The following is a 14,258-nucleotide window of genomic DNA, read 5'->3' as shown; positions in this document are numbered from 1 at the left end:
TGACCAGGTTGCGATATCGCTGTTTTAGCCATCCACAACTGACATAAACCTGTCAGTTGAAAAAAGCGAGCCCTGTAAAATCGCAAGTTTAGACCGGATTTTGGGGGCGCCACCTTGTAAGCCCCCTTTTTGCGATGGGGGTTTGGGGCATAAACACAAGACCAGATCATATTCCCGGCGCGATGCGCTGACGTTAAAGGAGAAGAAACATGCTCAATAATATCGGCCTTCCTGGCCTACTGCTGATCGCTGTTGTGGTGCTGGTGCTGTTTGGTCGTGGTAAGATCAGTTCGCTGATGGGCGAAGTTGGCAAAGGCATCACGTCGTTCAAGAAAGGCGTCAAGGAAGGCGCAGATGAACTGGAGCAGGATTCAGCCGAAGTTGCCAAGGACGTCACACCGGAAACCGAAAAAGACAAGGTCTAAGCGCAGATGTTTGATCTGGGCTGGACCGAGCTTCTGGTCATCGGCATCGTCGCGCTGATTGTGGTGGGGCCCAAGGACCTGCCAGTGTTGTTTCGAAATGTTGGCCGCTGGGTTGGCAAGGCCCGCGGTATGGCCCGCGAGTTCAGCAGTGCGATGAACGAAGCTGCGGATCAGGCGGGCGTGAACGAGATCAAAAAGGGTTTGAATGCCGCCGCCAACCCGGTGAATACCGCTATGGATGGTGTGAAACAGGCGGCTCAGGATCTTGATAAGAGCATCGATCCCACCAAGTTTGATCCTCAGAGCGAGACCGGCAAGTTGGCTACTGAACGGGCCGAGCAAGCCAAGAAGATTCAGGCGACGAGCGCTCGTGCAACGGCCGAGCGCAAAGCCAAAGAAGCCGCAGATGCATTGGCCAAGGCCGAAGAGGCCGAAGCCGCGCTGAAGACTGAAAGCAAAACATGAGCAAGACCGACGAAATCGAAGACAGCTCGGCCCCATTGATCGAACATTTGGCTGAGCTGCGCACGCGGCTGATCCACTGCGTTGTGGCGTTTCTGATCGGTATGATCATCTGCTTCACGGTGGCCACGCCGATCTTCAATTTCCTGACGCACCCGTTGTGTGAGGTGCTGAATGAGCGCGGCCAGGATTGCGGGCTGATTTTTATCTCGCCGCAGGAAGGCTTCTTTGTTGCGATCAAGGTTTCGCTGTTGGGCGGGTTCATCCTGGCCTTCCCCTATATCGGAATGCAGATGTGGCGGTTCGTGGCACCAGGGCTTTACCGAACCGAAAAGAACGCGTTTTTGCCGTTCATGATCGCATCGCCATTCATGTTCCTGCTGGGTGCAAGTTTTGCCTTCTATGTCGTAACACCCTTGGCCTATGATTTCTTTCTGGGCTTCCAGCAGTTCGGTGCTGAGGGCGAGGCCGTAACCGATGGAGCGACAGCTGCACCGCTCAGTGTGGTGTTCCAGGGTTCGGCGCAGGAATATCTGAACCTGACGATCAAGTTCATCGTGGCCTTTGGTCTCTGCTTCCAGTTGCCTGTTTTGCTGACCTTGATGGGTAAGGCAGGATTGGTCAGCGCCGAAGGGCTTGGATCCGTCCGCAAATATGCGGTCGTCGCAATCTTGGTGCTCGCTGCGCTGGTCACGCCCCCGGACGTTATCACTCAGGTCATCCTGTTCGTCGTGGTCTATGGTCTCTACGAGATATCGATCTTCCTTGTCGCCCGTGTCGAGAAGAAGCGCGAAGAACAGCTGCGCGCCGATGGCTACTATGATGACGAGGCTGATGCGGATGAGGAGATCATTCAGGAGGAAGAGGGCAGATAACCCGCTCTGAAGACAAAGATAGGCGCGCCGGGTTCGGCGCGCCTTTTTCGTTTGAGGCCCTTGTTGCATCGCCCGGATCATGGTTTGACAGCGCCACACCAAGATCCGGAGGCCCCGATGGATGACCAAGCCCTGAACCGTATCGCCGACGCGCTGGACCGCATGGCCCCTGCGCCCTTGGCTGCTCCGGACTTCAACGCGGCCCCCGCCTTTGTCTGGCATGTCGGCCCGGATCGGTTAGAGCCTGTCACACAGGTCAACCGGGTCGATCTGGACCTGTTGGTGGGGATCAACCGCTCACGCGATACGTTGCTGGACAATACCCGTCGCTTTGCCGAAGGCTATAAAGCCAATAACGCGCTGCTCTGGGGCGCGCGCGGGATGGGGAAATCCAGTCTTGTGAAGGCCGTGCATGGCACACTTCAGGGCGGTCATCCGAACCTGAAACTGGTCGAATTGCAGCGTGAAGACATGGGCTCGGTCGCGCGCTTGCTGAACCACCTGCGCGCCGCGCCGCATCGGTTCATCCTGTTTTGCGATGACCTATCGTTCAGCCATGATGACCAACACTACAAATCGCTCAAAGCTGTGCTGGATGGCGGGATCGAAGGGCGGCCCGAGAATGTGGTTTTCTACGCCACCTCAAACCGCCGCCACCTGATGCCACGGGACATGATCGAGAACGAGCGTTCCAGCGCCATCAACCCGTCCGAGGCGGTTGAAGAAAAGGTCTCGCTTTCCGATCGGTTCGGCCTTTGGCTTGGCTTCCACCCGTGCGATCAGGATGAATACCTGGCCATGATCGATCGCTACTGCAGCGCCTATGGTGTCAGCGTCGACCCCGAAACCCTGCGCGCTGAGGCCATCGAATGGCAAGCGACCCGAGGTGCGCGCTCGGGCCGCGTTGCCTGGCAATTCTTCGTCGATCTAGCCGGGCGCAACGGCGTCAACATCGCCTGATCCCAGCTTCATCTGGCTAGAAATATCCCCGCCGGAGGCATGGCCCAAAGGGCCATTCCCCTACAGCAGTGCCAAAATCCGAGCTGCCTCATCCGCCGTGTTGGTCAACACATCCCGATCTTCACCGGGATGAAACCGCGCGCGCACGGCGGTGGGCATTGGCGCAGGTTGCACGATCGAGACGCGGGGCCCCGTGCGTTCTGTTTCAATCTGCCAACTGCGGGCCAAAGCCATCTGCGCGGCCTTTGTAGCCCCGTAGATACCATAGAATTTCTCACCGGCCTTGGGGTCGTCAAAGAACACTGCGTGACCGGCTTCGCCCAGCAGGGGTGTTACATAGGGGATCAAGACCGATGTGGCATTGGCGTTGATATTCATCGCCTTGGCCCATTCTTTCGGGTCGACAAAATGCGCCGGCGTCAGGGCTGAGCTATGGACGGCTGTGTGCAACCACAGATCCACCTTGCCCCAGCGATCATGGATGCCCCGGCACAGGGTCGCCATGGCATCCGGATCGGTGATGTCCATGGGCGCGAGGGTGGCGGACCCGCCCTTGGCCTTGATCCGATCGTCCAGCTCTTCCAGCCCGCCGGTTGTGCGGGCAACAGCGACGATGTGATAGTCGGGGGCCAGCGCCTCGGCCAGGGCTGCACCCAACCCGCGTGAGGCCCCTGTGATAAGGGCGATTTTGGTCTGATCGGTCATGACTGCGGTTTGAACCCCATCGCGCAGGCCGTCAAGAGGCGTCAGTCCCCAGGGATCGCGATCCGCCGGGTCTGGCCGCTTTGTCGCAGCATCACGCCATGCTCGTCGATGGCCACGATGGTGCCCGACCCAACGCGGCTGCCGGTTTTCACCTCCTTGACGCGACCAGAGGACATTCGCATGAGCGCGCGCAAATCCGCCTTGGGACCAAATATCCCAAGTACAGAGACAGAGTTTTTCTTCAGCGCGCCTTTTTGCGTTGCCGCGCCTTTGACGGTGACATTGGACATAAGCTGTGGTCGGGCAGGGCCCAGACCCCTTTGGTGAGTGGTAGCGGCGGGTTGGTTAACAAAGGCGAAAAGGGAACAAAAGACTGCCGCAACGTCGCATCGCCTGACCTTAAACGCAGGGTTTGCGAAGTCTTTGCATTCGCTGCGATTTCGGGGTCACGCCCGTGTGTCACATTTTCATGAACGGTAGCGGGTTGGTGAAAAACGCGAAACGCGATGTCTCAGCCAACCCATCTGATTCGGGGTGTCAGATCATCCCGAGGCCAGTTTGGCCCCGTTCCATGATCCGCCCACAAGCTCCATGTCCTCGCGCTTTTTGCTGACACGGGTGCTGTTTTCCAGACTGTCGAGATAATCATCACTGACGCTGCCGGTGATGTAATCGCCGTTGAAGCACGAGCAATCGAAGGCCTCGATCTCAGGGTTGCCTTCCTTGGCAGCCCAGACCAGATCATCGAGATGCTGGTAGAACAGAGCATCCGCGCCCAGCTCCTCGCGGATTTCCTCGATCTCTTTGCCATCGGCGATTAACTCGGCCTTGGTGGGCATGTCGATGCCATAAACATTGGGATATTTGACCGGAGGAGACGCGCTGGCGATATAGACTTTCTTGGCCCCGGCCTCGCGGCACATCTGTACAATCTTCTTGATCGTATTGCCGCGCACGATTGAATCGTCGATCAGCAGAACATTGTGATCTTTGAATTCCAGCGGAATGGCATTCAGCTTGCGGCGGACAGATTTCTGCCGCTCTTCCTGACCCGGCATGATGAAGGTGCGGCCGACATAGCGGTTCTTCACCAGACCCTCACGATAGGGGATGCCGGTGATTTTCGCGGCCTCAAGCGCCACGGGGCGGGCGCTGTCCGGTACTGGAATGATCCGATCAATATCCAACCCCGAGTCCTGAATTTGCTTGGCCAAAGTCTGACCCATGCGCATCTGGGTTTTGTAGACGGACACGCCATCCAGCAGCGAATCTGGACGGGCCAGATAGACATACTCGAAGATACAGGGCGTCAGTTTGCCCTCGACCGCCTGGAATTCATGCATGTTGCCATCCAGATCAATCAGGATGGCCTCACCCGCGCGCAGATCGCGCAGTTTATCGAACCCGTTGATGCCGAATGCTACGTCCTCGGAGGCAAAGGCGTAATCACTGCCGCCGCCTTCGGTTTCACGAACAGCGACAGACAACGGGCGGATGCCGTACGGGTCACGGAAGGCCAACATGCCCACGCCTGCGATCAGGCAGATCACGGAATAGGCACCTTGAACCCGCTCCATCGTCATCTTCACGCCAGCAAAGATGTTGCGAATGGGTTCGACATTGCCATTGACTTTGATCGCATCGGCCACCTTGTCGGCCAGCACATTCAGCAGGATTTCAGAATCCGAGGTGGTACGCAGGTGGCGGCTGTATTTGCCCGTGACCTTTTCGCGCTGCTCAGCCGTGTTGGTGATGTTGCCATTGTGGACCAGATATATCCCGTAAGGCGCGTTTACGAAGAAGGGCTGCGCCTCAGCCGCGCTGAGTGAACCGGCGGTTGGATAGCGTACATGCCCCATGCCGACTTTACCCAGGAGGGTTTCAGCATCCGTGGCGTGGAAGACATCCTTGACCAGACCGTTGGCCTTTTTCTCGCGGAAGAACTCACCGTTATATGTGACGATCCCCGAGGCATCCTGACCCCGGTGTTGCAGCATCAGCAAGCCGTCATAGATTTCCGCAAACACATCATGTGTCCGGCTTGCGATCCCCAAAATCCCACACATGTACGGGCTCCAATTCCTATGGCGTTGTGACGAGAGGTTTGACCGACTGTCGGGATCGATAAGGGGATGCTGCCTGCACCATGCGTGCGATTGCCTGTGTTTCATAAGCCAGATGGCAAATCATCGATGCGACGCACGCAGATGAAAACACAAAGAACAAGATCGGCAGCTCCGATTCCGTGGCGGGTTGGCCCTCACATACTGCCTTCGAACGCCCCTGTCATCAAAGGATCACAATTACACAATGCCGCAGGTGGGATTTGTGCTGTCTCGACCGCGCACCAAGTCTGATGACATATGAATATAATTGTGCTGACATGGCGGAAACCGGATCAAAATGCGCATGTTGAACGGGCAAGGGGGCGTGATGTGGCAAAACCGGCCGCCGTCTAAGGCAGAGGAAACACCCAAGCGGCGGTGCCATCGGTGTCGCGGCATGGGGCGCGCGCCTTGTCAGATCTGCAACGGTGCCGGACAGGTCGTCAAAGGCCGCGATATTCATGGCAAACCGATATTCAGCCGCTGCGACGGGTGTTTTGGATTGAAAACCATCCGATGCACAGTGTGCGGCGGGGAAGGGTTCATCTGAAACAAAAAAAGCCCGGGCAGTGCCGGGCTTTTCGAAATACTGATACCTGCTGGATCAGCTGTCGGTGCTCTCTGCAGCAGGGGCCGTTCCGCTCGCGGTGCAGCTGCCTACAAGTTCTTCATATTGTGCGGTTACCCAGCCCAATGCCGCTTCGGGGTTCTGCTCTTCGATCTGTGTGCTGAACTGTTCGAACACCTTGGCCGAGCGGCTTTCATCGACAATCGTATAAGACTGGCCGGTCATGACCGTGTCGTAGACAAAGAAGGCGATGGCCACCAACAGGATGCCGCGCGCGATGCCGAAGAAGAAGCCAAGCGCTTGGTCCAGACCGCCTAGCGCCGAGCGCTGCACCAGCGACGAAAACAGCGGCGTAAAGATGCTGACCACGATCAGGGCGATGGCGAATACGGCGGCAAAGCCCGTGATCACCGACAATTCGCAACTGTCACGCAGGAAATCCCCGACAACCGGGATCTCTTTGACCAGAGGCACAGCTTGCGGTGCAAAGATGAACGCCAGGACCGCAGCAGCGACCCAGCCCGCGATGGCCAGAACCTCACGCATGAAACCGCGCGAATAGGCCAAGAGGCCTGACAGCACGATGATCAGGGCCACAACCCCGTCAATTATTGTAAAACCTTCCATGGCCCTCGCCTGTTCTTTTGCTGCCCCTCGCGGCGCGACTTTAACCTGCTCCGAAGGTTTCGCCAACAAACCCAACCAAATCAGAGGGTCGGGTGAGTGTCAGACCTGCCACAGTGCCGGTTTTGCCACCTGCCGGAGCAACTGCCGCTGTGAAACCAAGTTTTTGCGCTTCTTTCAACCTATTTTCGGTCTGCGGGGCGGGTCTAAGTGCACCGGATAGCGAGATTTCTCCGAAAACGACGGTATCGGCGGGCAGGGCGGTGTCTTCACGGGCGCTCAGCAGCGCGGCGGCAACGGCAAGGTCGGCAGCGGGCTCGCTGACCTTAAGACCTCCGGCGACATTCAGATAGACGTCGAGCCCCGCAAAAGGGATACCGCAGCGGGCTTCGAGCACGGCAAGGATCATGGCAAGGCGCCCGCTGTCCCAGCCCACAACCGTGCGGCGGGGTTGGGAATGAGGGGAGGGGGCGACAAGCGCCTGAAGCTCGACCAATACGGGTCGTGTGCCCTCGATCCCCGCAAAAACGGCCGATCCAGGGCTGGGTTCTCCGCGTTCTGACAGGAACAGGGCCGATGGGTTGGTGACTTGTGCCAGACCCTTGCCCGTCATCTCGAACACGCCGATCTCATCGGCGGGGCCAAAGCGGTTCTTCACGGCGCGCAGGATGCGGAACTGATGACCGCGCTCGCCTTCGAAATAGAGCACGGTGTCGACCATATGTTCAACGACCCGGGGGCCTGCGATCTGGCCTTCTTTGGTGACGTGACCAACCATGATGATCGACACGCCGTGTCGTTTCGCAAACGTGGTCAATTCATGCGCTGCGGCCCGGACTTGTGATACCGAGCCGGGCGCGCTGTCCACATTGTCGGCCCACATGGTCTGAATCGAGTCGATAATGGCGAGGCCGGGTTTTTCGGTTTCCAACGTCGTCAGGATATTGCGCAGGTTGGTTTCAGCAGCCAGTTGAACAGGCGCGTCCTCCAGCCCCAGCCGCCGCGCGCGCATACGGACCTGTGCACTGGCTTCTTCGCCCGAGACATAGATTGTTTTGACGCCTGCACGGGCAAAGCGCGCAGCAGCCTGCAGCAACAGGGTGGATTTTCCGATACCGGGATCGCCGCCCACCAACAGGGCTGAGGCGGGTACCAGACCACCGCCCAGGACGCGGTCCAACTCGTCCACCCCGCTGAGTGTTCGGGGTGGCGGTGTCTCCTCGGTCGACAAGTCCGTGAGCGTGACAGACTGTCCCCGCTTGCCGCCGAGGGATTTCTTGGCCGGGCCAGCCGAAAGCGGCACGTCCTGGGTAATGGTATTCCATTCCCCACAGGCATCGCAACGCCCGGACCATTTGGTGAAGCTCGCACCGCAGGCCGAGCAAGAGAAGGTTGGTTTTGCCATTCCGCTTTGGTGCCCGAGGATGGGCGGTTCTTCAAGCCCTTGCGGGCTTTCATCTCCGCCGGTGGCGCGCTGCGGGTTCGGGCCCTGCGGGCCGTCACCCGCAGCGGGCGCATGCGCGCCGGGTGTCAGATAGAGGTTTGGGCCTTTGCCTGACGTTCGGTCAGAAGGCCCAGCACCAGCGAGGCGAGGATGCAGAGGGTGAAGAGGTAGAGGCCCCAGGCGGTCTCAATGGTGGCGTAAGAGATGCCCTTGGCCAGAGTGATATAGAGCGCGATGAGGAAGATATCGGCCATGGCCAGCTTGCCGAGGATGTTCAGCGCGGGCTGGACGCGGGCGTCCAGCAGGTTCCACTGGATCAGCGCGGTGCCGATGGTTTTGATATACGGCGCAAAGAGCGCGAAGATGGTGACGACCAGCGCGAGGAAGACGTCGGACTTCCATAAGGACTGGAGGCCGGTGATGACGCTGATCTCGCTGAGGCCGAAAATTGGAAGCAAGCCGGCGCGCATCAGCGGGGCAAACCACGCGATGGGGTAGAGGATCAGGAGCGAGAGGGTGGCGAGGCGGAGGGTCATTTATATGGTTATTACAAAAACACGTAGCCGTGCCTTCTATTGTCTGAGCTGACGACTATTCTAGTCAAGCGGGCGTTTGAAGCGATGGAACTAAATTATTACTTTGGTCGCACCGCGGTAACTTTAGAAGCTCATAATATCTCATAGCTTCCAGCACCTGAAAAAATGCGCAGACAAGAATCGCAATAAGGATTCCGGTAGGGATCAACTCGAACTCTCTGGGTCTCCATCTAGTTTTGAATGCGCCGATCAACCAAATCAATACAAGGAAAACGTAGAGAACGAACAGAGCCAAACCAAAAACAATGCTGTAGTACCTTACAAAGTCTTCGCTTGCTTCAGAAATCATTGGTAGAAACAACCTAGTAAGCGCCAATGCCGTCAGTAGGCAAAAGGAACCGAGCCCAACACCAACTGCGCGCGTTGTGAGACCAAGCTTTCGTTTGATCAAAAGCGACATAAATATTGCGAATGGCAACAACAGAACCAAAGCGAATGTTGCGAAGCCTAAGCTTGAATTCTGAGACCGATATAGTTCGCCAACATCAACGCAGCTCTGTTCCATGCTCAACGCACCGCCTCAATCGGCCCGTCAGCGCTGCCGCTGATGAATTGCTCCATATACGGATCGCCCGAGGTATCCATCTGAGCCACAGGCCCCGTCCACTGGATCACCCCGCCATGCAGCATCGCCACATTGTCGGCAATGGCGCGGACCGAGCTCATGTCGTGGGTGATGGTCATGGCGGTTGCCCCCATCTCGGTCACGATTTCGCGGATCAGGTCGTTGATGACGCCGGACATGATCGGGTCCAAGCCGGTGGTCGGCTCGTCAAAAAAGATGATCTCGGGCTCGGCGGCGATGGCGCGGGCGAGGCCGACGCGTTTTTGCATACCGCCGGACAGTTCGGCGGGCAGGCGGTCAGCCACGTCGGGTTTCAGGCCCACGCGGCGCAGTTTCTCGATGGCGATCTCACGGGCTTCCTCGGTAGGGCGTTTCAGCGAGCCGCGCAGCAGGCGGAAGGCGACGTTTTGCCAGACGGGCAACGAGTCAAACAGCGCCGCGCCCTGAAACAGCATGCCGAACCGGGCCAGAAACGCATCGCGGTCGCCCTTGGTGGCGTCTTTGTCGTCCACATAGATCATGCCGCTGTCGGGCTGGATCAGGCCCAGAATGCATTTCAGCGCCACCGACTTGCCCGTGCCCGAGCCGCCGATGATGACCATCGAGGTGCCCTTGGGAATCTCAAGGTTCATGCCTTGCAGGACGCGGTTGTCGCCAAAGGCTTTATGCACGTTCTCCATCCGGATCATAGCGAGAAGAACACCCCTGTGAGTACGAAATTGGCGGCGAGGATCAGCACGGCGGCGGCCTCGACCGAGCCTTTGGTGGCGCGGCCCACGCCCTGCGCGCCGCGGCCCGAGGACATGCCATAGTAGCAGCCCATGATGGCGGCGATCATGCCGAAGGCGGCCCCTTTGACCAGGGACGAGACGATGTCGCGGGTCTCAAGGAAATCCACGGTGTTTTTCAAATAAGCCGCCGGGTTGAAGCCCAGGTTTTGCGTGGCGACGGTGTATCCGCCCATGATCCCAATGACATCTCCGACCGCGACCAAGGCGGGTACGGTGACCAGCGCCGCCAGCACGCGCGGGGCGGTCAGGTATTTCATCGGGTGGGTGGAGAGCGTGACCAGCGCGTCAATCTGTTCAGTCACTTTCATCGTCGCGATCTCAGCCGCGATGGAGGAGGTCACGCGGGCGGCGATCATCAGCCCGACCAGCACTGGGCCAAGCTCGCGCACCATGCCGATGGCGACGATCTGAGGCACCACCGCCTCGGCATTGAAACGTGCACCGCCTGCGTAGATTTGCAGGGCCAGCGCACCGCCGGTGAAGATCGCGGTCAGGCCGACCACGGGCAGGGACAGCCAGCCGATATTCAGCAGCGCCATTGCAAATTCACGCGGGTAAAACGGGGGTCGGAAGATATGAGAGATTGCGTCCAGCGCAAACAGCGCCACCCGGCCAAACGCGGCCAGCAGGGTCAGCGCGGCGCGGCCTAACCCGCTGAGCAGTAAGACAGGGTTCATTCCACATAACCCCGCGAATATCGGCGACCCATCGAGGTCAGGATTTCATAGCCAATCGTGCCCGCCGCTTCGGCCAGATCATCCACGGTTTGATGCCCGTTCAGGATGCGTAGGCGTTCAGGGTCATCGGGCAGGTCGGTGACATCGACCGTGATCAGGTCCATCGAAATTCGGCCCACAACAGGGCAGGGCTGATCGCCCGCAAACGTGTCGATCCCGCCACCGATGGCGCGGTGCAGACCATCCGCATAGCCTGCCGCAACTGTTGCGATGCGCGACGGGCGCCGGGCGCTCCAACTGTTGCCGTAGCCAACGGTTTCGCCGACCTTAAGCGCGCGCACCTGGATGACCGGCAGATCAACAGTGACAACAGGCCGGGCCCCGGCAAAAGGCATCCCGCCATATAGGCCAATGCCCGGGCGGCAGAGGTCGAAATGAAATTCTGGCCCCAGAAGCATGCCACCGGTGGCCGCCAGCGAACGCGGCGCGGTGATGCCATCGGTCATCTCGCGGAAGGTTTTCAACTGTTGCCGGTTCATCGGATGATCGGGTTCGTCCGCACAGGCCAGATGAGACATCACGACAACCGGGTTCAGCGCCTCGGCCTTGGGGCGCAGTTCGGCCCAGTCAGCAGGTTCCAGGCCCAAGCGGTTCATACCGCTGTCCAGCTGGATACCAAAAGGATGATCCGGCAGCGCTTGCACATGGCGCAGAAACTGCTGGGGTGAGTTGATCAGGGGCGTCAGATCATGGGCGCGCAGCAGGTCTGCATCCCCCTCCATATGGCCGGAAAACACGCAAATCTGCGGCCCCGGTCCAATGGCCTGACGCACGTCTGCACCTTCTTCAGCCACCGCGACGAAAAACTTGCGCACGCCTTCTTCGGCCAACGCATTGCTAACCGGCCCGGCGCCCAGACCATAACCATCGGCCTTGACGACAGCAGCGGTTTCAACATCGGTCTGTGCATCCAGCGCCCGCCAGTTGCCGGCAAGGGCCTGAAGATTGATTGTCAGTCGTGCGGTACTCATGGCGTTGTTCATGACATTGCGCCGTATAAGGTCAAGAGGGAATGACGTTTTTGCGACGCCGTTTCAGCGTTGTACGGGCGACATCCGGCGAAATTTGCCAAGTTCTTGTGAATTCTGGCAGTTTGTTGCTGTGATGATAGTAAGTGGGATTGCGAATGCACGCTGGTCTGGTCAGGTGCGGCCTTCCAGTTTTGGGCGGTAAAACAGATGCAGTGCCCGGAGGGGATCATGGAGTTTTCGACCGGTATAGGATCAGATGTTCAGGCTGTCGTCGATCTGTTTCAACACGTCTTTTCAGCCTCGGAGAGCACTGATGAAGGCGCGTTGATCGGCGCGTTTGTGCAAGACTTGCTGAGCATGACGCCTGAGACTGATGTAATGCTTTACACCGCGTATCAGGATGCGGAACTGGTGGGCGCTGTGGCGTTTTCTCGGATCAACTACCCGCAGGACAGCCGAGATGTCTTTATACTGTCGCCGATGGCGGTGCGAACGGACCGGCAGAAATCGGGGATTGGGCAGGCTTTGATCACCTTCGGGCTGGACCAGCTGCGCGACTCTGGCGTCGAAGTGGTGCTGACCTATGGCGATCCAAACTACTATCGCAAAACTGGTTTTCTGGCCATTTCGGAAGAGATCGCGCAGCCACCGCTGAGGCTCAGCTATCCACATGGTTGGCTAGGGCAATCTTTGGACGGGCACGAACTGACCCCGCTAATGGGGCCATCGCATTGCGTTGCGGCGCTGAATAATCCTGCCTTGTGGTAGGGGTCAGTAGCCTTCGATCTCGCCGCCTTGTTGCCAGGGTTTGATCAGATTGCCAAAGCGGGTGAACTGGGCCTCGAACGAGAGCTCAACCGTGCCGATGGGGCCGTGGCGCTGCTTGCCGACGATCACTTCGGCCTTGCCATGCAGGCGTTCCATGGCCTGCTTCCACTCTTCCATCTTTTCCAGCTCATGATCGCCGGGCTTTTCGCGTTCCTTGTAGTATTCCTCGCGGAACACGAACATCACCACATCCGCATCCTGTTCAATCGAGCCCGATTCACGCAGGTCCGAAAGCTGCGGGCGTTTGTCGTCGCGGTTTTCCACCTGACGAGAAAGCTGCGACAGGGCGATGACGGGGATGTTCAGTTCCTTGGCGATGGCCTTCATGCCCATCGATATCTCGGCGATTTCGTTGACGCGGTTGTCAGCCATGCCGCGGCAGAGTTGCAGATAGTCGATCACCAGCAGGTCCAGCCCATGTGTTCGCTTCAGCCGACGTGCGCGGGCAGCAAGCTGCGCGATGGGCAGGGCCGGCGTGTCGTCGATGAACAGCGGGCAGGCTTCCAGTTCTTTGGCGGCATCCACAAACCGTCGGAACTCGGCCTCGGTCATGTCGCCCTGACGGATCTTATGGCTGGAAATCTCAGAGGCTTCGGCCAGAACGCGGCCTGCCAACTGTTCGGCACTCATTTCCAATGAGAAGAACCCAACCACGCCGCCATCAATCGCGCCTTCACTGCCATCAGGCTTGGTGCCGCGTTTATAGGCCTTGGCCACGTTAAATGCCACGTTGGTCGCAAGCGAGGTTTTACCCATAGAGGGACGGCCGGCAAGAATGATCAGGTCCGATGGATGCAAGCCACCCAGCTGCTTATCCAAATCGGCCAGACCGGTCGAGATGCCGGCCATCCCGCCCCCACGCTGGTATGCTTCGTTGGTGACATTGACGGCTTCGGTGACCGCCTTGAGGAAGGATTGAAAGCCCTGTTCTGTCTGGCCTTGTTCCGACAGCTGATACAGCTGCTGCTCGGCCTCGATAATCTGTTCCTTCGGCTCGCTGGACACATCAACCCGCGCAGCCTTGTCCGAGATATCCCGGCCCAGCCGGATCAGCTCGCGCCGAATGGCCAGATCATAGATCATCTGGGCGTAGTCATGTACGGCAAAAGCACTGATCGAGGCCCCGGCCAGTTTGACCAGATAAGCCGGGCCACCCAGTTCCTGCAGGCCCTCATCCTCGGCCATGAAGGATTTCAGCGTCACTGGCGAGGCCAGCGCGTTCTTCGCAATCCGATTGGCCGCGACCTCATAAATGCGCGCATGGACCGGGTCATAGAAATGTTCGGACCCGATGATCGAGGCGACCCGATCATAGAGATCATTATTCGTCAGAATCGCACCCAGAAGCTGCTGCTCGGCCTCAATGGAATGCGGCATGGTTTCGGCGTTCTGAATCTGTGCCGCTGCCTGTTCGATACTGCTGATCTCGTTCATCTTGTCCCCGCTGCCCGTTCGGAGGTTTTACACAGGAAACGCTGCCGCAAGCTATCTGGAAATACCTGTGGGTAACCTGCGGTAAGGTCTTGGGATAACTTTCCCGACGGATTGGATGCCCGTGTATGCGTAGCCTATTATGTATGAATTGAGGGGAAAGTCACCAGA

General features: G+C 58.5%; 15 protein-coding genes. 5 read left to right on the top strand and 10 right to left on the bottom strand.

Annotation, left to right across the window (positions count from 1 at the left end; translation table 11 throughout):
• The first annotated feature begins 209 nt into the window (after positions 1-209).
• From AC2FFE_RS07530 to AC2FFE_RS07515, 4 genes are all read left to right on the top strand, one after another.
• Positions 210-425 (top strand): twin-arginine translocase TatA/TatE family subunit, encoded by a 216-nt coding sequence (locus AC2FFE_RS07530; RefSeq protein WP_496817559.1) that lies wholly within the window; start codon positions 210-212, stop codon positions 423-425.
• Between the two features lie 6 nt (positions 426-431).
• Positions 432-890 carry a Sec-independent protein translocase protein TatB gene (tatB, locus tag AC2FFE_RS07525; protein WP_496846323.1) on the top strand — a complete coding sequence of 153 codons (459 nt, stop codon included), beginning with the start codon at positions 432-434 and terminating at the stop codon, positions 888-890.
• Positions 887-1,762, top strand: coding sequence for a twin-arginine translocase subunit TatC (tatC, locus tag AC2FFE_RS07520; protein ID WP_496817561.1), 876 nt, complete (start codon positions 887-889; stop codon positions 1,760-1,762). The genes tatB and tatC overlap by 4 nt, the downstream gene beginning before the upstream one ends.
• Positions 1,763-1,879: 117 nt before the next feature.
• Entirely contained in the window at positions 1,880-2,722 is an 843-nt protein-coding gene (locus tag AC2FFE_RS07515; RefSeq protein ID WP_496817562.1) for an ATP-binding protein, read from the top strand.
• Positions 2,723-2,782: 60 nt separating this feature from the next.
• Here AC2FFE_RS07515 and AC2FFE_RS07510 read toward each other — a convergent pair whose 3' ends face one another.
• From AC2FFE_RS07510 to alr, 9 genes are all read right to left on the bottom strand, one after another.
• Positions 2,783-3,427, bottom strand: coding sequence for an SDR family NAD(P)-dependent oxidoreductase (locus tag AC2FFE_RS07510; RefSeq protein WP_496817563.1), 645 nt, complete (start codon positions 3,425-3,427; stop codon positions 2,783-2,785).
• A 41-nt stretch (positions 3,428-3,468) separates the two neighbouring features.
• On the bottom strand, positions 3,469-3,717 hold the full coding sequence (locus tag AC2FFE_RS07505) for a hypothetical protein (RefSeq protein WP_496817564.1): 249 nt from the start codon (positions 3,715-3,717) through the stop codon (positions 3,469-3,471).
• A 252-nt stretch (positions 3,718-3,969) separates the two neighbouring features.
• Positions 3,970-5,493 (bottom strand): amidophosphoribosyltransferase, encoded by a 1,524-nt coding sequence (gene purF, locus AC2FFE_RS07500; RefSeq protein ID WP_496817565.1) that lies wholly within the window; start codon positions 5,491-5,493, stop codon positions 3,970-3,972.
• Between the two features lie 643 nt (positions 5,494-6,136).
• Positions 6,137-6,727: a CvpA family protein gene (locus AC2FFE_RS07495; protein ID WP_496817566.1), complete on the bottom strand. Its 591-nt coding sequence runs from the start codon at positions 6,725-6,727 to the stop codon at positions 6,137-6,139.
• A 40-nt stretch (positions 6,728-6,767) separates the two neighbouring features.
• Positions 6,768-8,129 (bottom strand): DNA repair protein RadA, encoded by a 1,362-nt coding sequence (gene radA, locus AC2FFE_RS07490; protein ID WP_496817567.1) that lies wholly within the window; start codon positions 8,127-8,129, stop codon positions 6,768-6,770.
• 125 nt (positions 8,130-8,254) lie between these two features.
• Positions 8,255-8,704: a paraquat-inducible protein A gene (locus AC2FFE_RS07485; protein ID WP_480547042.1), complete on the bottom strand. Its 450-nt coding sequence runs from the start codon at positions 8,702-8,704 to the stop codon at positions 8,255-8,257.
• A 567-nt stretch (positions 8,705-9,271) separates the two neighbouring features.
• Positions 9,272-10,018, bottom strand: coding sequence for an ABC transporter ATP-binding protein (locus tag AC2FFE_RS07480; protein WP_496846322.1), 747 nt, complete (start codon positions 10,016-10,018; stop codon positions 9,272-9,274).
• Positions 10,015-10,797 carry an MlaE family ABC transporter permease gene (locus tag AC2FFE_RS07475; protein WP_496846321.1) on the bottom strand — a complete coding sequence of 261 codons (783 nt, stop codon included), beginning with the start codon at positions 10,795-10,797 and terminating at the stop codon, positions 10,015-10,017. Before AC2FFE_RS07475 ends, AC2FFE_RS07480 begins: the two co-directional genes overlap by 4 nt.
• Positions 10,794-11,828: an alanine racemase gene (gene alr / locus AC2FFE_RS07470; RefSeq protein WP_496846320.1), complete on the bottom strand. Its 1,035-nt coding sequence runs from the start codon at positions 11,826-11,828 to the stop codon at positions 10,794-10,796. Before alr ends, AC2FFE_RS07475 begins: the two co-directional genes overlap by 4 nt.
• Positions 11,829-12,056: 228 nt before the next feature.
• Between alr and AC2FFE_RS07465 the strand changes: the two genes are divergently transcribed.
• Entirely contained in the window at positions 12,057-12,596 is a 540-nt protein-coding gene (locus AC2FFE_RS07465) for a GNAT family N-acetyltransferase (RefSeq protein ID WP_496846319.1), read from the top strand.
• 3 nt (positions 12,597-12,599) lie between these two features.
• Here AC2FFE_RS07465 and AC2FFE_RS07460 read toward each other — a convergent pair whose 3' ends face one another.
• Positions 12,600-14,090, bottom strand: coding sequence for a replicative DNA helicase (locus AC2FFE_RS07460; RefSeq protein ID WP_496817572.1), 1,491 nt, complete (start codon positions 14,088-14,090; stop codon positions 12,600-12,602).
• Between the last annotated feature and the right edge of the window lie 168 nt (positions 14,091-14,258).

The sequence above is a fragment of the Ruegeria sp. YTSA168 genome (assembly GCF_059610045.1).
The sequence above is the reverse complement of the archived record's forward strand: the minus strand, read 5'-3'. Positions and strand labels throughout refer to the sequence as shown.